The following is an 18,421-nucleotide window of genomic DNA, read 5'->3' as shown; positions in this document are numbered from 1 at the left end:
CGGCGGCCCAGTGTGGCCGGCTTACCAGTGAATCCCCTTGAACAGCCGGGAGAAGGCGGCCTGTTCGCGGCTGATTTTCTTCGGCGTTTTTTCCTTGCCGCCCATGGCGGCGGCGGAGTCCGAGAAGATCTTGTAGCCGGTGTTCATGATCGTTTCGGTGACCTTGGGTGTCAGGAAGTGCATCACCTGGCCCATGATGCCCAGGCTGGTGGCGATGCGCTTGGGGCGCCGCACGATGGCGTCGCAGATCATGTCCGCCGCCTGGTTGGGGCTGATCGTCGGCACATGGTTGTAGAGCTTGGTGGGCGCGATCATCGGCGTGCGCACCAGCGGCATGTTGATGGTGGTGAAATGGATCCCCAGGTGCGCCATCTCGCTGGCCGCGCAGCGAGTGAAGGAATCCAGCGCCGCCTTGGACGCCACATAGGCGGAGAAGCGCGGTGCGTTGGTCAGCACGCCGATGCTGGAAATGTTGATCACATGGCCGAAGCCCCGTTCGATCATGCCCGGCATCAGCCGCATGATCAGCCGCAGCGAACCGAAGTAGTTGAGCTGCATGGTGCGTTCGAAATCGTGAAAACGCTGGAACGAGTGCACCACCGAGCGGCGGATCGAATGGCCGGCGTTGTTGACCAGGATATCCACCCGGCCGTAATCGGCCAGCACCTGCTCGACCAGTTCGTCCACCGCTTCCAGATTGGACACGTCGCAGCGGTAGGCGCGGGCATTGCCGCCCACCTGCTTGATCTCGTGGAGGGTCTCTTCCAGCTTCTCCGGGGTGCGCGCCACCACCAGCACGGTGGCGCCGGCGCGCGCCAGCTTGAGGGCCGAGGCCTTGCCGATCCCGGAGGTGGCGCCGGTGATCATCACGATCTTGTCTTCGGCGCGCTCCGGCAGGGAGGGCAGTGGCTGCAGTTCGTCCTCGCGCTCGTCGCGGTCCGGGTCCAGATGGTTTTCCCAGAAGTCCCACAGCTGCTGCACATAGCTTTCCAGCTCCGGCACCTCGATGCCGCTGCCTTCCAGCGCGGCGGCGGCGCGGCGGTTGTCGTATTCGGTGGGGAAGGTCAGGAACTTGATCAGCGACGGCGGAATGTCCAGGTTCTCCATCGCCTGATTGATCAGCAAGCGGGGCGTCATGGCGCTGACCCCGCGGCGCACGAAGCCGGGCACCGCGTCGAACATGCGCTGGTCGATGCGCACCGGCATGCGCGGCGCCTGGGCGGCGCTGGCGATGATGTCCATCACCTCACCCAGGTTGTAGCTGCGGTCGGCGGTGAGGTGGAAGCACTGGCCGTTGCCTTCCTCCTGGTGGGCGATGTGATCCAGCGCGTCGGCCACGAAGTCCACCGGCACGATGTTGAAGTGGCCGCTCTCCACGCCGATCAGCGGGATCCAGTTGGGCAGGAAGTCCTTGAGCTTCTGAATCAGCTTGAAGAAGTAGTAGGGGCCGTCGATCTTGTCCATCTCGCCGGTCTGGGAGTGGCCGACCACCAGCGACGGCCGGTAGATCCGCCAGGGGATGCGGCTTTCCTGGCGCACCAGGGCTTCCGATTCGTGCTTGGTGAGCAGGTAGGGGTCGTTCAGTTCGCCGGCTTCCTCGAACATGTCCTCGCTGAAGGTGCCCTCGTAAAGCCCGGCGGCGGCCACGGAAGACACATGGTGGAACGCCTGGGCGTTGACCTTCTCGGCCAGTTTCAGCGTTTGCCGGGTGCCCTCGATGTTGATGTAGCGCTGGGTGTTTTCATCGGCGCTCAGGTCATAGATGGCGGCGAGATGGAAGAAGTGGTCGATCTGGCCCACCAGATCGTCCTGGTCGCGCTTGCTGACACCGAGCAGCTTCTTGGTCAGGTCCCCGGTGATCGGCACCAGACGGCTCTCTTCCACGCACAGCCGCCGGCGCATGGCGTCCAGCTTGTATTCCGAACCGGGCCGCACCAGTGCGAACACCCGGGCACCTTCGCGCTTGAGCAAACGCGCCACCAAGAAGCGGCCAATGAAACCGGTCGCGCCGGTAACGAAGTAGTTCATGCGAAAACCCCTTTGCTGTCATCTCTGGTGGCCACGGCCGAGCCGGCACCGGGTATTGTTCTTGAATATGGCGACCGTTTGATAATGCGCCGCCTACGCCTAAAGGGCCAGTGTTGACGCCCTTTTTTGCCCGTTACAACTAACAAGTGTTCGGCATTCTGTTCTATGAACAGTTGTTAGTCAAACGGTTTTTGATCGCTTGCGCTGGGGTTGTTTTCTGTGGCTATATGCAAGGCCTCTGAACTAACGAGTGTTCGTGAAATGAGCGAAGGTGCCCGGCAGCAACAAAAAAAGCAGACCCGCGAGCGGATCCTGGACGCCGCCGGCCGTTTGATGGCCGACGGGCGCGGCCTGGACAGTCTGGGGCTGCGCGAGGTGGCCCGCGAGGCGGGGCTGGCCGCCACCTCCCTGTACAACCATTTTCCGGATATGGAGGCCCTGGGCCTGGCGCTGATCGACCGGGCCTGTTTCCACCTGCGCTCCTCCATGGCGGCGGGGCGGCGCAGCATGATCGAAGTGGGCGCGGCGCGCGCGGTGCGGGAACTGGTGGCGCGCTTCGTGCGCTTTCAACAGGACTATGAAAATGAGTTCCGCCTTCTGGTGCAGCAGCGCCTGGGGCGGCGATCCAGTTATCGCCGGCGCATCCACGGCGAGCTGCAGCTGATGGTCAACGAGCTCGCCGAGGACGTGCGCGAGGCGGTGGCCGCCCAGGACCGCCCGCCGGTGCCCGCCCAGCGCGAGGCGGAGGCGGCCATCGCGGTGATGTTCGGCCTCGGCATCGCCATGCTGGATGTGTCGCCGGCGCGGCGGCGCGAGCTGGCCGAGAACGCCGGTGATCAGGTGGAGATCATTGCCCTGGGCGGGCGTTGCTGGGCCGCCGGGGACCGTTTGTAGCCGCAAGGATCGAAATCCCCGACGTCAGGCGCTAGGATGGAACGCTATTCCATAATTAGAAGGTAGGTTCATGAGCGCTGAAACCCAGTCCCTGGCCGACGCCCTCCGTTCGCGTCGCTCAGTGCGCGGCTTCCTGGATAAGCCGGTGCCGGAAGAAACCCTCAAGGCAATCTTCGAACTCGCCCAGCTGGCGCCCTCCAACTGCAATATCCAGCCCTGGAAGGTGTTCGTGGCCTCCGGCGAGGTGCGCGACGAATTGCGCCGCCGGATGGTGGAGAAAGTCACCGCCGGCGTGCCCATGGAGCCGGACTTCGAGCCCAACGCCGGCAAATTCAGCGGGGTCTATCGGCAACGCCAGGTGGATTGCGCGGTGGAGCTGTACAACAACATGGGCATCGCCCGGGACGACAAACCCGGACGCATGCGCGCGCAATTGCGAAACTTCGAGCTGTTCGACGCGCCCCATGTGGTGTTTATCGGCATGGAGCGGGAATTCGGCCCCACCGTGGCGCTGGACGTGGGCATGTACATCCAGTCCCTGATGCTGGCGATGACCGCTTACGGCGTCGGATCCTGCGCCCAGGGCAGCATGCGCTACTTCCCCAATGACGTGCGCGAGATCTTCGGCGAGCCGGCGTCCACCGCCATCCTGGTGGGCATCAGTTTCGGCTATGAGGATCCGGACGTGGCGGCCAACCGGACCCGCGTGGGGCGGGCCCCGCTGGCGGATTCGGTGGCCTTCAAGACGGCGCTCTAGGCGCTGTCCGGCCGCGCCCCGGGGTGAGGAAGAGGGCCGTTCGTGTTATACTGGTCGGCTATTTTCCTACCCCCGGGGCAATATGGTCATCGTAAAAGGTGTGATTCCGGTCCGTGATACGTTGCGCGACAGCGCCGTGGCACTGGCCCAGGAGCTGGCCACCCAGGCCCGCGCTGAACATGGCTGTGTGTCCTACGAGGTGTACGTCAAGGCGGACACCCCCAGGGTGATCATGCTGTGGCAGCAATGGCAGACCCTGGACGATCTGGAGCGTCACTTCGATTCCGATCACCTGGACGCTTTCCTGGACCGGATTCCCGACATGATAGACGGCGAAGTGCATTCCATGCGCTTTGACGTTACCGACGAAGACGGCGAGCCGGTGGTGGAACCGCCCGCCGTGGAAGTGGCCGAAGGCACCACCCTGCACTGAGCCGGGCGCCGGCGGCCGGGAGCCTGACCCATCATGAAAACCCGAATCGATTCCCTCGACGACGTTATTGCCAGCTTCGCCGGGCAAGGCTACATCTGCGACCAGCGCACCGCCCTGGCGGTCTATCTGGCGGCGCAGCTGCACAAGCCGGTGCTGGTGGAGGGCCCGCCCGGGGTGGGCAAGACGGAACTGGCGAAAGCCGCCTCCGCCTTCCTGGAAGCGCCGCTGATCCGCCTGCAGTGCTACGAAGGCCTGGACGAAAGCCGCGCGCTGTACGAGTGGAAGTACGGCAAGCAGCTGCTCTACACCCAGTTGCTGCGTGACAAGCTCAGCGGGATGCTGGCGGACACCGACAGCCTCGAGCAGAGCATGGAACGGCTCGGCGATCTCGGCGATGCCTTCTACAGCGACACCTTCCTCGAACCGCGGCCGCTGCTGCGCGCCCTGCGCGCCGACGAACCCGTGGTGCTGTTGATCGATGAGATCGACAAGGCGGATCAGGAATTCGAAGCCTTTCTGCTCGAGCTGCTGTCCGATTTCCAGATTTCGATCCCGGAGATGGGCACCGTGAAGGCCCGGCATCAGCCGCTGGTGTTCCTCACCAGTAACGACCAGCGGGAGCTCTCCGACGCGCTCAAGCGGCGCTGTCTGCATCTCTATATTCCCTATCCCGACGCCGCCCTGGAGCGCCGCATTCTGGCCGAGCGCGTGCCGGAGCTGGGCGAGCAGCTGCGCGATCAGCTGGTGGCGTTCATCCAGCACCTGCGCGAGCAGGACATGAAGAAGCTGCCGGCGATCTCGGAAACCCTGGACTGGGCGCGCGCCCTGGTGCTGCTGCACGCGGACACCCTTGAGCCGGAGCTGGTGGAGCAGACCCTGGCGCTGGTGCTCAAGAACGAGCAGGACGTGGCGCTGGCCCGCGATCTGCTGCCGCACTGGTTCCGTAAACCCCGTTCCGCCTGAGGCGCCACCATGGCCGACCGCCGTTTGCATGAGTTCGTCCGCGCGCTGCGCGGCGCGGGCGTGCGTGTTTCGCCCACGGAGGCGGAAGAAGCGTTCCGCGCCGCCGCCCTGATCGGCTACCACCCCCGCGACCAGTTCCGCGAGACCCTGGCGCTCACCCTGGTGAAAAGCCAGCAGGAGCGCCCGGACTTCGACGCCTGTTTCGAGGCGTTTTTCCAGTTTGAATCCGCCGAGGACGAGGACGCCGGCGATCAGGACGAGGGCGGCGAGCCGCTGTCGCCCCAGGAAGGGCAGGGCCTGTCCGAGCAGGCCGCGGAGCTGGTGGCGCAGGACGCGGGGCAGCTGGAGCAGACCCTGGCACGCAACGCCGGCGAGATGGACTTCACCGATATGCAGGTGATCACCCAGCAGGGTCTTTACGCCCGCCGGCTGTTGATGAACATGGGCATGGGCGCGGTGGACGATGAGATCCTGCGGCTGGACGCTTCACCGCGCGGTGCCGACCAGCGCCGTGCCGGCGAGCTGCGTGAGTGGCGCCAGCAGGTTCGCGAGCTGGCGGTGCGCCATGTGCGGCGGCAGTTCAATTTGCACGGGCGCGCCCATGGACGCGCCCTGCGCGAACATACCATGCGCGCGGCCCCGTTCCGCGATCTGCGTGAGTTCAAACAGGTGCAGACCCTGGTGCGGCGCATGGCGCGCCGGCTCGCCAGCCTCCATCAGCGGCGCCAGAAAAAAGCCAAGCGCGGCACCCTGGATGCGCGCCGCACCCTGGCGTCCAGCCTGCGCTATAACGCCGTGCCGGTGCAGCTGCACTGGCGCCAGAAGCGCCGGCTCAAATCCAAGGTGCTGGTGATCTGCGATGTCTCCAGCTCGGTGCGGGACGCCGCCCGGTTTCTGTTGCAGTTCCTCTACGCGATGACCGATGTGCTGCCGCGGGTGCGCAGCTTTGCGTTCGCCGCCCGCTTCGACGAGGTCACCGATGATTTCGACCGCTATCCGCCGGACGTGGCGGTGGGCCGGATTCTCGACCGGGTGTCCGGCAGCGGCACCGACTACGGCACCATGTTCGAGGAATTCGTGGCGCTGTGCGGGTCCGAGATCGACCGCCACACCACCGTGATCATTCTGGGCGATGCGCGTAACAACGATCTCCCCGCCGGTGAGCAACATCTGGCTGAGGTGTCGCGCCGTGCCAAACAGGTGTTCTGGCTGAATCCGGAGCCGCCTTCGCGCTGGAACAGCGGCGATGCCATCATGGCCCGCTACCAACCCTATTGCCGCGCCGCGCGGCGCTGCGCCTCGCTCAATGACCTGAGCCGCTTCACCGACTATCTGCTGAAAAGCGTCTAGCGGCTGTTCGCCATGCCCCTCAATGCACCGCTGAGGGCCTCGTCCAGGCGGCGCAGGTTCACCGGCTTGGCGATATGCCCGATCATGCCGGCGTCGTGGCAGGCGGCGATCTTGTCCGGCACCGCGTGGGCGGTCAGGGCGATCACCGGGATCACCGGCAGACGGCCCTGACGCTGCAGGCCCTGAATCGCGCGGGTGGTTTCGAAGCCGTCCATGTCCGGCATCTCGCAATCCATCAGAATAAGATCGAACTGCGCCGGCCGCGACAGTAATACCGCCAGCGCCTCGGCGCCGCTTTCCGCGGTTTCGCACTGGTGGCCGAGCTTGCGGCACAGCCCTTCGGCCACCAGCAGGTTGATGTGGTTGTCGTCGACAATCAGCAGCCGGGCACCGACCACGCTGGCGGGGCGTTCCTGCTCCGGCACCGCGGCCTCCGCCTGGGCCTTGCCGGCGGGAAGCGGTAGCCGCACCCAGAAACAAGAGCCGCCCGCCTCGCTGCTCTGGAAGCCGATCTCACCGCCCATGATTTCCGCCAGCTGCCGGCAGATCGCCAGCCCCAGGCCGGTGCCGCCGTAGCGGCGCCGGCTGGTCTGATCGCCCTGGTGGAAATAGTCGAACAATCGCGACTGCTGGTCGGCGGGAATGCCGATGCCGGTGTCGGTGATTTCGAACAGGACATAGTCCCGGTTGGCCTCGTCCCGCCGCGCGGAGACCTGGATGCGGCCGTTCTCGGTGAATTTGACCGCGTTGCTGATCAGGTTGACCAGGATCTGGCGCAGCCGCACCGGATCGCCGACGCAATACTCACCGAGATCCGGGTCCAGGTTCTCGCTCAGGGCGTTGGCGTTGAGGCGGGCGCGGTGCTCGAACAGCGCCACGCATTCGCCGATCAGCGCCGGCAGATCCAGCCCGGTCTGCTCGATGGGCATCTTGCCTGCGTCCAGCCGGGAGTAGTCCAGCACGTCATTGATCAAATCCAGCAAGGTGTTGCCGGACTGCTCAATCACATGCAGCTGGCGCCGCTGCGCCTCGTCCAGATCTGAATCCCGCAACATATCCACGGTGCCGATAATGCCGTTGAGCGGCGTGCGGATTTCATGGCTCATAACCGCGAGGAACTCGCTGCGGGCGCTGAGGGCCGTGTTCAGTTCATGGGTGCGTTCCTCGACGCGGCGTTCCAGCGCTTCCTGGGCCTCCTTGTGGATGCGCTCGTTCTCCGACTTCAGGGTGGTCATGCGGTGGGCCAGCGCGAAGGAGAGTAACAGCGCCTCGGTCACGGTGCCCAGCTGCAGCGCGTTTTCGATCAACCAGCTGCCGCCGATCAGGTTGAAGGTTTTTAGAATATAGATCACCGAGGCCAGGCCCACGGCGGTGAACGCCAGCAAGAAGAAGCGCGCCGGCTGGTAACCCTGGCGGATCGACCAGATCGCCAGGGCGATGGCGATGAACGGCCAGGGGAAAATAATCGCCGAAGAAAACTGAATAAAAAACGTGAAGTTGAGCAGGGTGAAAGGGGCCAGCGCGATCAGTGCCAGGCCCACCAGCATGAGAACGCGGTTCAGCCCCGGGGCCGCTTTTTTTAGCTCCAGGAACGAGCAGGAAAAAAACATCGAAAAGGCCAGCGTCAGTAAATTCAGTACCGGCAAACTGCGATGGTTCCATTCGCTGGCGCCGGGCCAGAGCCACTGATAGGCGAGCCCCTCGCGGGCGAAAAGGTTCAAACCGAAAAAGCCCAAATAGAGGACGTAAAGCAGATAACTGGGCTCGCGGATGGAGAAAAAAATCAGCAAATTGAACAGGCACATGATCAGTACCGAGCCGAAATAAAAGCCGTAGCTGAGCTTCAGGTAGCCGTCATGCTGGTTGAATTCGTCCGGGGCGCGAATCGACAAGGGAAAGTCGATCACGTTGTCGCCACGGGCCCGGAACAGAACCGACCATTGCGCCTGCTGGGGAATGGCGAGCGGAAAAACCAGTTGGTGATGAGGGAAGGGGCGTTCCGCGAAGGGCACCCGGTCGCCGCTGCGTTGGTGGCGCAGCAGGGTGCCCGCGGCGTCATAGATATACAGGTCCAGATAATCCAGATGCGGCCGCCCGGCGCGCAGGTACCAGAGCCCGGTGTCGGACTGGTTGTCGAGGCTTAGCAGGAACCACTGGTCCTGTTCCCGAAACCCCATCGCCGGATAACGGCTGCCCAGCCGCTGGCCCTTGCCGCTGCGCAATGCTTCCAGGGCCTGCTCGGGCGACAGTTCACCGGGCGCCGCTTCCAGCCAGCGCAGGTCCGGTGACGCCTGATAATCAGAGCGCTGCTTCCCCAATTCCAGAGCCTGCACCGTGCCCGCGAAAAGAAGAAAGCAGAGCCCCGCCAACCATGAAGCTCCCTGCATTAGTGTTCCCCCTCGCAAAGCGTGAACTCCGTCACTGCCCTTTTACCGTATTTAACCGGGCCGGAGGAACAGCTCCAAGCGCCAATGTTCAAATTACTGACTTCTAACGCAAAGGAGAGGCACATGAAGATCCGAATCCTGAGTAGTGCAATGGTGTTGTCCTGTTCGGTGATGGCCGGCGGCGCTTTCGCGGCCGGGCCCTACATCGGCGCCAACTACAATCAGATTCAGTACGACAACGACGACGTCGATGAGGACACCCTGAAAGTGGACGGCGTCACGTTGCGGGCCGGCTTTGAGTTCAATGATTTTATCGCGTTGGAAGCGCGCGGCGGCACCGGTATTGACGGTGATTCCAAGAACGCGCCCCTGGGTACCTTCGAGTACGACATGGACCACATGTACGGCGGCTACCTGAAACTCTCCGCGCCGCTGTCCGATTCGATCCACCCCTATGTGATCGGCGGCTACAGCAAAATGAAAGCGGACGTTAAGTACACCGTGGCCGGTGTCAGCACGGACGAAAGCGAGCGGTTCGAGGACGAATCCTATGGCGCCGGCCTGGATTTCAATATCACCGACACCCTGGGCGCCAACCTGGAATACATGCGCTATTACGATCAGGACGAGGAGGAAATCTCCGGGGTCAGCGTGGGCCTGCGCTCCGCTTTCTGATCCTCTCTTACTCCGCCCCCGACAGCGCCGGCGCAAGCCGGCGTTTTGCTGTCCGCGATAACGGTCAGCCCGCCCGGGTCAGCAATTTCTCCAGTCTTGGCCGGAAAGCGGTCGCCACGCCCAGGTTTTTCATGGTCCAGTAGTGGCCGCCCACCACCCGCTGTACCAGCAAGGTGCGTGAACTGGGCTGGAACTTGAGCATCTCTTCCAGCGGCGTGCGGCGAGCCTGCTGCACCACGTCCTGATGCAGGCTGGCCTGGGCGAAGTCGAAGGGGGTTTCGGCGAACGCCTTGAGCAGCAGTGGCACCCAGGCCTGGTAGAGACGGTCGGACACCTCGCTGTCGCTGCGCCGCGCGCCGATCGCCAGCAAGGCCCGGTCCAGGGCCCGCCAGTCCCCATCCAGTGAGGCGCGCACCAGGGTGGCCATCAGGCGCACGTCTTCTTCCGGCAGCCGTTTCACCGCGCCGAAGTCGTACAGCACGATGCTGCCGTCGGTGCGGAACGCGAAATTGCCCGGGTGGGGATCGCAGTGCACGGTGCGCAGTTCGAAAATCTGCCGCCCGATAATATCGAACAGCCGCTCGCCCAGCCGGTTACGCAACGCCTGATCAAAGCCGTTGGCGTCGCTGACGTTCTCCAGGGGCACGCCGTCCTCGAAGCTCAACGTCAGTACCGTGGCGCCGGACAGGTCGGCGAACACGGTGGGGATCACCACATCGTCGTCCTCCGCATGGAACGCCTGGAACAGGCGCACGTTGTCCGCTTCGCGCAGGTAATCGAGTTCCTCTTCCAGCTGCGCGCGGATCTCTTTGAATACCGCGTCCAGCGCGCGCTCGTCGACGCGCAGCAAGCTGCCCAGTTTGAGGATGCGCTTGAGGTGCTTCATGTCCGAGTCGATCGAGGCCTTGACCGCCGGGTACTGAATTTTCACCACCACGTCGTCGCCGGCCAGCGTGGTGGCCCGGTGCACCTGGCCGATGGAGGCGGCCGCGAACGGCGCCTCGTCGAACATCTGGAAGTAGTCGCCCACCGGGCCGCCCAGCTCCTTCTCCAGTTGCCGGCGGATCACGTGGAAGGGCATCGGCGCCGAGGCGTTCTGCAGCACCGCCAGCTGCTCGCTGATCTCGCGGGGCAGCACGTCCTGCATCTGCGAGGCGATCTGCCCGACCTTCATCACCGCGCCTTTCATCTGCCCGAGCGTGGCGGCCACCTCCTGGCCGATATGGCGCATCAGCGCTTCGCGGCTGGTGGCCCGGTCCTGTTCCGACTGAAACAGCCCTTTCACCTGATGCGAGGCGACACGGGTGGCGATGGACGTCGTCATGCCGGTCAGTTTCCAGAGGCGCCCGGTGGTGGAAGCGGGGCGCCGTTCCCGTCCGCGTTTTGCCATGCTGCGTGGTCCCGTGGTCGAAAAAGCGGTGGCGGAATCGCACACCGTGCTGAAATGCAGAGACTAGTCCGCTGTCCGGTCCCTGTCATGGGGTATTCGGGCCAAAGCCGGGCAAAAAAAAGGGGCCCGGGAGGGCCCCATTAAAGGAGAGTAGGCAGAATTCCAGAAATCAGGCGCGCTCTTTCTCGCCGGTGCTGACCAGATCGTCGAACAGTTTCTGGCTCTGTTCGCGCAGGGTGCTCACGGCGCCCAGGCCGGCGAGCACGAATTCGTTGGTTTCCTCGGCTTTCTCGCCGCGCTCCTGCTTGCCGCTGGCGACGAACTGCTCGTACAGCTCATGGCGCTTCCGGGGCGCTTCGTCGATCAGTTTGCGAGTGCTTACTACCAGGCCGCGGCTTGCCAGCAGGGCCTTGGATTTGCCTTCGGCGTCGTCGCCATAGGCTTCCTGGCCGGCTTGTACGTACTTGTCGTACAGCTCTTCGGAGCTGTCACCGGCTTTGCTGTAGGCGCCCAGACCGGCCAGGTACAGTTTGTTGCCCAGGGCCTTGGCACGCTGAATCAGGTTGTCTTGCTGGTCGCGAATCTCTTTCAGTTCACCCATGATCGTTCCTCTCTCTTGCTGAGAATGTCGGCGACCCGGGAGGTCGCGCCTCGATGGACGATATAGTAGGGCGCCGGGCCGGCGGCGGGCGGCACTACTGTCTGACAATAGGACAATCGGTGAGGGTGATGGATGTGACGTGCTGTGACGGAATTCCCAGCCGGGCCGCCAAGTCAAACGTGGCGGGAACCCATACCGAGCGCTTACACTCCATAGGAAAGTATTAATCGGCAGAGATACGAATTCATGATTGAGAAATTCATTGCCAAGGTGCCCAGCCGGATTTGGGCGGACGGGCGTCCGGCCAAAGCGCGGCAATGGGATGCCGAGTTCAATGTGGCGGCCTGGGCGCGAATCTCCGGGAAGCCGGGCACGGTCCAGTTGTTGGTGCGTTACCTGGACACCAACAACGACCAGGCCATTCTGGTCGATGCCGCCGAAGTGAACGGTGACGGCAGCGCCTTGCTGTCCGGGCTGGTTCGGCTGCGGTTCAATGACAGCGTCGAGCAGGTTCAGGTGTCCCTGCGGCTGTCGGATCCGGGCATGCGCTATGTGGTGGAAGAGCTGTACATGCAGCGGCGCGGCACGGCGCTGCGCCCCCAGGACAAGCTGATCTCCAACTACTGAGCCGGTCAGGCATGGCTTGCTGAAAAAAGGTCGCCGGGCCCGCTCCCCTTTCGCGGGCCCGGCTCCTTACCCCCCTTGATGGGCCCGCCGCCGTGGCGGCAAGGCCCGCTCCCCCCGACGCTTCGGGTTTTCGGTGCGGTCGTTTCCGGCGGTGACATCGTCGCCACACTCCAGCAGGGACTCCGGCCAGTCCTGAAAATCCAGGCCGGTGAGCCGGTTCAGGTTCTCCAGAGCGGTTTCCGGATGCCGCTTTTCAATTCTTATCACCTTGCTCATGACGCTTCACTCGTTGCCTGACTCAGAGGAAGCGAGAACCATGCCAAGGCATATAAAAATTTTTTTGCTGGAAAATCAGTCGGTTGGCGCAGCGGGGGTAGGGCGGCGGCGCGACCACCGGCGCGCGCCGGCAAGATGTGACAATCTTTGCCAGTGGCGCCGGCGGCCCGGACAGGGCGGTGGCGGCGGGGTTAATCGAGGAAGAAATCAGGCAGCAACTGGTCGTCGGAAAGCTGCGGGTCGACCTTGTACACCGACAGGTCGGTGACGCCGGCCTGGCGGACCACCTCGTCGTCGATAAAGAAGTTGCCGCTGCACTCCGCCTGCGGCCGGGTCAGGATCCAGTGCGCCGCGTCCGCCATGATCTCCGGCTGGCGCGCCGCCCGCACCGCCATCTCGCCGCCCAGATGGTTGCGCACCGCGGCGGTGTTGATGGCCGTGCGCGGCCAGAGCGCGTTCACCCCCACCTTGCCGGCGTATTCGTCCGCCATGCCCAGCACGCACAGGCTCATGCCGTACTTGGCCATGGTGTAGGCCAGATGGCGGCCGAACCAGGCCGGGTTCATGTTCAGCGGCGGCGACAGATTGAGAATGTGCGGGTTGTCCGCCCGGCGCAGCAGCGGCAGACACAGCTTGCTGGTCATGAAGGTGCCGCGGCTGTTGACCTGATTCATCAGGTCGTAGGACTTCATGGTGGTGCCTTCGGTGGGGGTCAGGGCGATGGCGCTGGCGTTGTTGACCAGAATGTCGATGCCGCCGAACTCGGCTTCGGCCTTGTCCACGGCGGCCTGGACCTGATCCTCGTAGCGGATGTCGCCGACGCACACCAGGGCCTCGCCGCCGGCCTCGCGGATTTCCTCGGCGGCGGTATAGAGCGTGCCCGGCAGCTTGGGGTGCGGCTCGGTGGTCTTGGCGAACAGCACCACCCGGGCGCCGTCACGGGCGGCGCGCACGCCGATGGCTTTGCCGATGCCGCGGCTGGCACCGGTGATGAACAGGGTCTTTCCTTTCAGGGTGGCGGCGGTCATGACCGTATCCTCGGCATGAAGAATGGAGATTCACGCTAGCAAGAGCGGGCCGGGGGCGGCAATACACAAACCTGCGGGTTATGGCTCCCGGCCGGCGAGGACTTGCTCCCGCGCTTGGGAAACGGGTATCTTGTGGCCTGTCTGGTCATTTTGGGCCATCGGTACGAAGGCCCTAGGGCGGACGAAGACACAGGTTGGTGAAGACGGGCAAAACGTATGACGATTCTAAAAATGACGGCGGAGGACTACACCCTGTCCGCCGAATACCTGGGCCCGATGCTGGAGGCCCTGCAAAAACGGGGCATCGACGAACAGGAAGCGCTGGCCGGGCTGGACATCGAGCCGGGCTGCTGGCGCGATCCCAAGGCCCGTGTCACCGCCCTGACCTTCAAGCGCTTCTCCCGGCGGCTGGTGGAGCTGACCGGCGAGCCCTGGATCGGCTGGGAACTGGGCGCCTCCATGCCGCTGTCGTCGCACGGGTTTCTCGGCTACGCGGCGATGAGCAGCAATACCCTGGGCGACGCCATCGAGCTGGCGGTGAAGTTTTTCCGCACCCGCGGCACCATCGTCCAGCTGGAAGCTTTCGTGGAGGGCGAGTGGGCGGTGCTGCAGCTCAACGAGATGCTGTCGCTCGGCGAGCACGGACCGCTGCTCACCGAAAGCCTGTTCTCCAGTTTCCACTTCATGGGCCTGCAGCTGATGCCGGACATCGAGATCCTCGGCGAGCTGCGCTTCGCCTACCCGGAGCCGGAGTACTTTTCGCGCCTGCGGCCGATGATCCCGGTGCCGATCTATTTCGACTGCGCCTACAGCCAGATGCGCTTCCCCGCCGAGCGCCTGCAACGGCGGTTGCGCTTCGCCGACCCGCGCCTGGCGCAGATGGCCGCCGCCCAGTGCGAGCAGGAAATGGAGCAGATCAAGGCGCCGCCGGCGCTGCTGGGTCAGGTGCGGCGGGTGATGCTGGCGGGCTCCGGCGGGTTTCCGGGCGTCGAGGAGGTGGCGTCGGAGATGCACATGTCGTCGCGCACGCTCAAACGCAAACTCCAGCAGCTGGGCACCAGCTATCAGAAGCTGCTGGATGATCTGCGCAAGGGGCTGGCGGTGGAGTACCTCACCCAGAGCGGGCGTTCGGTGGACGATATCGCCCTGGCGCTGGGCTATTCGGACGCCTCCAATTTTGCCCGCGCGTTCCGGCGCTGGACCGGCAAGAGCCCGTCGGACTACCGCTGAACGGCGCTACAGCCTGGCGATCAGATCCGCCACGGCGCCGCCCAGGCCGCCCAGCAGCAGCGTCAAGGTGGCCAGGAAGCCGAGCAGAAAGCCGCGCCCCCGGTCCCGGGGCGACGCCAGATAGGCGTTGAAATAGAGCTGCCGGCCGATCACGAACAGCGCCCCCAGCGCCGCGGCGGCGCGCGGTTCCAGATACCAGGCGCACAGCCACAGACCGGGCAGGAACAGGATCAGCTGCTCCACCGTGTTGGCGTGCACGCGCAGGCTGCGCTCGAACAGTTCGTGGCCCTGCACCGCCGGCGCGCGGATCTGGTATTTGACCCGGGCACGGCCGACGACAAAGCTGAACAGCGCGCACTGCAGCAACGCCACGACGGTAATGATGGCAACCCATTCCATGACTTTCCCCCAAGCAGGTATGGTTAAGCCGGCGCCAGGCAGACGGCGCCGCTATATTCTTATTTTTGCGCATCATCCTAGAGCGTTTTTCGTACGATCGCATCTTTTGCCGCCGGGATCGGCCCGGTGGCGTGACCACGGAACCGAGAATGACGGAATTACACCCACGCCTGGCGGCGGACACCGGCGCCCTGGGCGAGACTGAACTGTGCTGGCTGCGCTGGATGCGTGATGCCCGTTTCCCCTGGCTGATCGTGGTGCCCAAGCGCGACGGTCTGCGCGAGTGGCACCACCTGCCGGCGGCGGACCAGCAGCGGCTGTTGGCGACCGTGAACCACCTTGCCGGGGAGCTGGAGAGGGTCACCGGCGCCGACAAGATCAATCTCGGCGCCCTCGGCAATCTGGTGCCGCAGCTGCACGTGCACATCATCGCCCGCTTTCGCGACGACCCCTGCTGGCCCGGGCCGGTGTGGGGGCAGGGCGAGCCGGTGCCGGTGGACGGCACGCCGGACTGGCTGGCGCGGCTGGCGCTGCCCGAGGAGAGCTAGATGGAATTAATCGCGGTGGACGTGCAATGCCCCCATTGCTGGGAGCATTTCGAGGCCCTGGTGGATCCGTCCCAGGGGGATCAGGAGTACGTGGAGGACTGCCACATTTGCTGCCGGCCCCTGGTGCTCACCGTCGACCTCACCGACCCCGAGGCGCCCTCGGTGTCGGTGACGCCTGAAAACGACTGACGGACCCGCTCAGGGGTTGTCGTTGCCGGCCAGGAAGGCCTGCATTTCCTGGTCGTTGAGCATCCGCTCGATGGAACGGCTGAGGATGTCGTTGACCATTTCCTGGTTGCGCGCCGCCGACGGCGTAAAGGGCAGGTCGTGCTCGACGCTGCTCTTGTAGGTGCCCACATGGGTGGTGTCGCCGCGCCGGGCCTCGGCCACCAGCTCCAGGTTCAGGGTCACTTCGTTGACCACCGACCCCTCTTCGGGGATGTACTCCAGTTTTTCCAGGCGCACTTCCAGAGTGGTGGCCTCGTCGCCCGGGTTGAAGGCGTTGTAGCCCAGCGTCTGCAGCCCCTGGCGGACGGTCTCGGCGATCGCCGGGCGCAGGTCGTTGGCCGGCTGCACCAGGGAGGTGTCCTTGTACACACCGCCCCGCGAGCCGAACGCCTTGCTGTCCCGGGAATCCACCGCGATCACCTGCACCGGCTGGTTGTTGCCGCGGTTGGCGGGCTGCACTTCGGCGGTGGGTTTCACTTCGATCTGCTGGGGGCTGAGCGCGCAGCCGGTCAGCGACAGCGCCAGGGCGGCGCCGGTGAAAAGCGTGGCGAGGGTCGATTTCATCCGTGTGGTCTCCGTAAGGGCGTTCACTGAAACGGGGTCGTGGTTCGACTCCATCAATGCAGTTTAGTGCGTTCGCTTCAAGGATTCTTCCGCCAGATTGTGGAGCGCGTCCTTGTAGCGGGAAGCGGGCACCGGCGCCAGCGCATCCAGGGCCAGCCGGGTCTGCTCGGCGGCCCGCTCCACGGTGTAGCTGAGCCCGCCGCAGTCGTGCACGATCTCGACGATCTGTTCCAGCTGTTCCAGGCCGCCGGTGCGAATCGCGTCCTTGATCAGCCCGGCCTGCTCCGGGGCGCCGTGCTGGATGGCGTAAATCAGGGGCAGGGTGGGTTTGCCCTCGGCCAGGTCGTCGCCCACGTTCTTGCCGAGCTCATTGACGTCGCCCTGATAGTCGAGCACGTCGTCGATCAGCTGGAAAGCGATGCCCAGATGGCGGCCAAAAGTGGCGAACGCCTGGGAAAAGTCCGTTTCCGTGCGGGCGCCCAGCACCGCGCCGGTCTCCGCCGCCGATTCGAACATCTTGGCGGTTTTGTGGTGGATCACGCGCATGTAGCTGGGCTCGGTGGTGCTCGGGTCACGGGTATTGATCAGCTGCAGCACCTCGCCCTCGGAGATGGTGTTGGTGCTCTGCGAGAGAATCTCCAGCAGGCGCTGATCACGCAGCGCCACCATCAGCTGGAACGCCCGGGAAATCAGGAAGTCCCCCACCAGCACGCTGGCGGAGTTGCCCCAGACCGCGTTCACAGTGGGCCGGCCCCGGCGCAGGCTGGATTCGTCCACCACGTCGTCGTGGAGCAGGGTGGCGGTGTGCAGAAATTCGATCACCGCCGCCACATCCACGTGCTGGGCGCCGGTGTAGCCGGATGCTCGCGCGCTCAGCAGCCCCACCAGCGGGCGCAGGCGTTTGCCGCCGGAGTCGACGATGTACTCCCCCACCTCGCGGATCAGCGGTACCTCGGTGTCCAGGTGGTGGGTGATGAAGCGGTTCACCGCCTCGAAATCCTCGGCGACGACAGAGCTGATGGCCTTGAAATCCATGAAGTAGCTATCCGGCTAAAAAGGGGCGGTAAACAGCGGGCAATGCTAGCAGCGGGGCCCGGCCAGTCAAGAAAACCCGGCCACCGGAAGGTCGCTGTAAAAGCCGTGTCATGCGGGCTTGAGGCGCATCAACCTTTAGCGTACACTTCGCGACCCGATTTAATCATCCCACGGGCACCGAAAGCGACCGCCTGATTTCAGGGCCGGGTCCGCCCAAGAGGAACCATCTGGAGCAAGTAGATGTACGCAGTCATCAAAACGGGTGGCAAGCAGTACCGCGTTGAAGAGGGTGACACCCTGCGCGTGGAAAAGATCGAAGTGGCCACCGGTGAATCCGTGGACTTTGATCAAGTGCTGCTGGTCGCCGACGGCGACGACGTGAAGGTCGGCCAGCCGCTGCTGGAAGGCGCCAAGGTCACCGCCGAAGTGGTTGAGCAGGGCCGTCACAAGAAGATCAAGATTGTGAAGTTCCGCCGCCGCAAGCATTCCCGCAAGCAGCAGGGCCATCGCCAGTGGTACACTGCGGTGAAAATCACCGGGATCCAGGGCTGATCCGGACGCAACGAGAGGATTGAAACATGGCACATAAAAAAGCCGGTGGTAGTACTCGTAACGGTCGCGACTCGGAAAGTAAACGCCTTGGCGTGAAGCGCTTCGGCGGCCAGGTCGTTCAGGCCGGCGAAATCATCGTTCGCCAGCGCGGCACCCGTTTCCACCCCGGAGTGAACACCGGGATTGGCAAGGACCACACCATCTTCGCCAAGGAAGCCGGACGCGTGAAGTTCGAAGTCAAAGGCCCGCTCAGCCGCAAATACGTGGTGATCGAGCCCGTGGCCTGATCCTTCCGGGATCTGAAAAAGCCCCGCGAGGCTCGCGCCCGCGGGGCTTTTTTGTGACCGCCATCCCTGGCGGTCATCCTGCGGACCGTCGCTGGCGCGACGTCAAAAATCGCTCCCGGCGATTTTTTGTGAGCGACCGGGCGCCCTACGTTAGAATGCCTCCTTTAGC

21 protein-coding genes are annotated in these 18,421 nt (G+C 64.3%); 12 read left to right on the top strand and 9 right to left on the bottom strand.

Annotated features, from left to right (window positions below; all coding sequences use genetic code 11):
- Positions 1 to 21 precede the first annotated feature (21 nt).
- Positions 22 to 2,028: an SDR family oxidoreductase gene (locus tag ACMG4O_RS15825; protein ID WP_414434131.1), complete on the bottom strand. Its 2,007-nt coding sequence runs from the start codon at positions 2,026 to 2,028 to the stop codon at positions 22 to 24.
- A 261-nt stretch (positions 2,029 to 2,289) separates the two neighbouring features.
- Between ACMG4O_RS15825 and ACMG4O_RS15820 the strand changes: the two genes are divergently transcribed.
- The 5 genes from ACMG4O_RS15820 (at position 2,290) to ACMG4O_RS15800 (ending at position 6,425) form a co-directional block, all read left to right on the top strand.
- Positions 2,290 to 2,922 carry a TetR family transcriptional regulator gene (locus tag ACMG4O_RS15820; RefSeq protein ID WP_370186075.1) on the top strand — a complete coding sequence of 211 codons (633 nt, stop codon included), beginning with the start codon at positions 2,290 to 2,292 and terminating at the stop codon, positions 2,920 to 2,922.
- A gap of 70 nt (positions 2,923 to 2,992) precedes the next feature.
- On the top strand, positions 2,993 to 3,679 hold the full coding sequence (locus tag ACMG4O_RS15815; RefSeq protein ID WP_142949803.1) for a nitroreductase: 687 nt from the start codon (positions 2,993 to 2,995) through the stop codon (positions 3,677 to 3,679).
- Positions 3,680 to 3,761: 82 nt separating this feature from the next.
- Positions 3,762 to 4,112, top strand: a complete 351-nt coding sequence (locus ACMG4O_RS15810) for a putative quinol monooxygenase (RefSeq protein ID WP_142949802.1) — start codon at positions 3,762 to 3,764, stop codon at positions 4,110 to 4,112.
- Between the two features lie 33 nt (positions 4,113 to 4,145).
- Positions 4,146 to 5,075 (top strand): AAA family ATPase, encoded by a 930-nt coding sequence (locus ACMG4O_RS15805; RefSeq protein WP_142949801.1) that lies wholly within the window; start codon positions 4,146 to 4,148, stop codon positions 5,073 to 5,075.
- A gap of 9 nt (positions 5,076 to 5,084) precedes the next feature.
- Positions 5,085 to 6,425: a VWA domain-containing protein gene (locus ACMG4O_RS15800; RefSeq protein WP_370233109.1), complete on the top strand. Its 1,341-nt coding sequence runs from the start codon at positions 5,085 to 5,087 to the stop codon at positions 6,423 to 6,425.
- Here the strand turns inward: ACMG4O_RS15800 and ACMG4O_RS15795 are convergent.
- Positions 6,422 to 8,812, bottom strand: coding sequence for a hybrid sensor histidine kinase/response regulator (locus ACMG4O_RS15795; RefSeq protein ID WP_335629394.1), 2,391 nt, complete (start codon positions 8,810 to 8,812; stop codon positions 6,422 to 6,424). The two genes, ACMG4O_RS15800 and ACMG4O_RS15795, sit on opposite strands and share 4 nt — an antisense overlap.
- 123 nt (positions 8,813 to 8,935) lie before the next feature.
- On the opposite strand from ACMG4O_RS15795, the gene ACMG4O_RS15790 reads away from it, so the two are divergent.
- Positions 8,936 to 9,487 carry a porin family protein gene (locus tag ACMG4O_RS15790; RefSeq protein WP_142949798.1) on the top strand — a complete coding sequence of 184 codons (552 nt, stop codon included), beginning with the start codon at positions 8,936 to 8,938 and terminating at the stop codon, positions 9,485 to 9,487.
- A 64-nt stretch (positions 9,488 to 9,551) separates the two neighbouring features.
- Here ACMG4O_RS15790 and ACMG4O_RS15785 read toward each other — a convergent pair whose 3' ends face one another.
- The gene (locus ACMG4O_RS15785) at positions 9,552 to 10,877 is read right to left on the bottom strand and encodes an ABC1 kinase family protein (protein WP_414434130.1); all 1,326 of its coding nucleotides are present in this window, start codon (positions 10,875 to 10,877) and stop codon (positions 9,552 to 9,554) included.
- A 169-nt stretch (positions 10,878 to 11,046) separates the two neighbouring features.
- Positions 11,047 to 11,478, bottom strand: coding sequence for a phasin family protein (locus ACMG4O_RS15780; RefSeq protein WP_142949796.1), 432 nt, complete (start codon positions 11,476 to 11,478; stop codon positions 11,047 to 11,049).
- Between the two features lie 246 nt (positions 11,479 to 11,724).
- Here ACMG4O_RS15780 and ACMG4O_RS15775 point away from each other — a divergent pair, with 246 nt between their 5' ends.
- On the top strand, positions 11,725 to 12,105 hold the full coding sequence (locus ACMG4O_RS15775) for a hypothetical protein (protein ID WP_142949795.1): 381 nt from the start codon (positions 11,725 to 11,727) through the stop codon (positions 12,103 to 12,105).
- 66 nt (positions 12,106 to 12,171) lie between these two features.
- Here the strand turns inward: ACMG4O_RS15775 and ACMG4O_RS15770 are convergent, their stop codons facing one another.
- Entirely contained in the window at positions 12,172 to 12,381 is a 210-nt protein-coding gene (locus tag ACMG4O_RS15770) for a hypothetical protein (protein WP_194856345.1), read from the bottom strand.
- A gap of 191 nt (positions 12,382 to 12,572) precedes the next feature.
- A complete protein-coding gene (locus ACMG4O_RS15765; RefSeq protein ID WP_142949793.1) occupies positions 12,573 to 13,409 on the bottom strand; it encodes an SDR family oxidoreductase in 837 nt (278 codons plus the stop codon).
- A gap of 216 nt (positions 13,410 to 13,625) precedes the next feature.
- On the opposite strand from ACMG4O_RS15765, the gene ACMG4O_RS15760 reads away from it, so the two are divergent.
- Positions 13,626 to 14,639: an AraC family transcriptional regulator gene (locus ACMG4O_RS15760; protein ID WP_370186083.1), complete on the top strand. Its 1,014-nt coding sequence runs from the start codon at positions 13,626 to 13,628 to the stop codon at positions 14,637 to 14,639.
- A gap of 6 nt (positions 14,640 to 14,645) precedes the next feature.
- Here the strand turns inward: ACMG4O_RS15760 and ACMG4O_RS15755 are convergent, their stop codons facing one another.
- Positions 14,646 to 15,038, bottom strand: coding sequence for an MAPEG family protein (locus tag ACMG4O_RS15755; protein ID WP_142949791.1), 393 nt, complete (start codon positions 15,036 to 15,038; stop codon positions 14,646 to 14,648).
- 149 nt (positions 15,039 to 15,187) lie between these two features.
- Between ACMG4O_RS15755 and ACMG4O_RS15750 the strand changes: the two genes are divergently transcribed.
- Positions 15,188 to 15,586: an HIT domain-containing protein gene (locus tag ACMG4O_RS15750; protein WP_414434129.1), complete on the top strand. Its 399-nt coding sequence runs from the start codon at positions 15,188 to 15,190 to the stop codon at positions 15,584 to 15,586.
- The gene (locus ACMG4O_RS15745) at positions 15,587 to 15,775 is read left to right on the top strand and encodes a CPXCG motif-containing cysteine-rich protein (RefSeq protein ID WP_142949789.1); all 189 of its coding nucleotides are present in this window, start codon (positions 15,587 to 15,589) and stop codon (positions 15,773 to 15,775) included.
- A gap of 9 nt (positions 15,776 to 15,784) precedes the next feature.
- Here ACMG4O_RS15745 and ACMG4O_RS15740 read toward each other — a convergent pair whose 3' ends face one another.
- The gene (locus tag ACMG4O_RS15740) at positions 15,785 to 16,378 is read right to left on the bottom strand and encodes a YajG family lipoprotein (protein ID WP_414434128.1); all 594 of its coding nucleotides are present in this window, start codon (positions 16,376 to 16,378) and stop codon (positions 15,785 to 15,787) included.
- 63 nt (positions 16,379 to 16,441) lie between these two features.
- Positions 16,442 to 17,413, bottom strand: a complete 972-nt coding sequence (locus ACMG4O_RS15735; RefSeq protein WP_142949787.1) for a polyprenyl synthetase family protein — start codon at positions 17,411 to 17,413, stop codon at positions 16,442 to 16,444.
- Positions 17,414 to 17,653: 240 nt separating this feature from the next.
- Here ACMG4O_RS15735 and rplU point away from each other — a divergent pair, with 240 nt between their 5' ends.
- Both rplU and rpmA read left to right on the top strand, forming a co-directional pair.
- Positions 17,654 to 17,965: a 50S ribosomal protein L21 gene (rplU, locus tag ACMG4O_RS15730; RefSeq protein WP_067608565.1), complete on the top strand. Its 312-nt coding sequence runs from the start codon at positions 17,654 to 17,656 to the stop codon at positions 17,963 to 17,965.
- Between the two features lie 26 nt (positions 17,966 to 17,991).
- Positions 17,992 to 18,252 carry a 50S ribosomal protein L27 gene (gene rpmA, locus ACMG4O_RS15725; RefSeq protein WP_067608563.1) on the top strand — a complete coding sequence of 87 codons (261 nt, stop codon included), beginning with the start codon at positions 17,992 to 17,994 and terminating at the stop codon, positions 18,250 to 18,252.
- Positions 18,253 to 18,421 lie beyond the last annotated feature (169 nt).

Source organism: Alloalcanivorax venustensis, from assembly GCF_047495515.1.
Taxonomy (GTDB): domain Bacteria; phylum Pseudomonadota; class Gammaproteobacteria; order Pseudomonadales; family Alcanivoracaceae; genus Alloalcanivorax; species Alloalcanivorax venustensis.
Note: the sequence above shows the minus strand (reverse complement) of the source record. Positions and strands in the feature narration are given on the sequence as shown.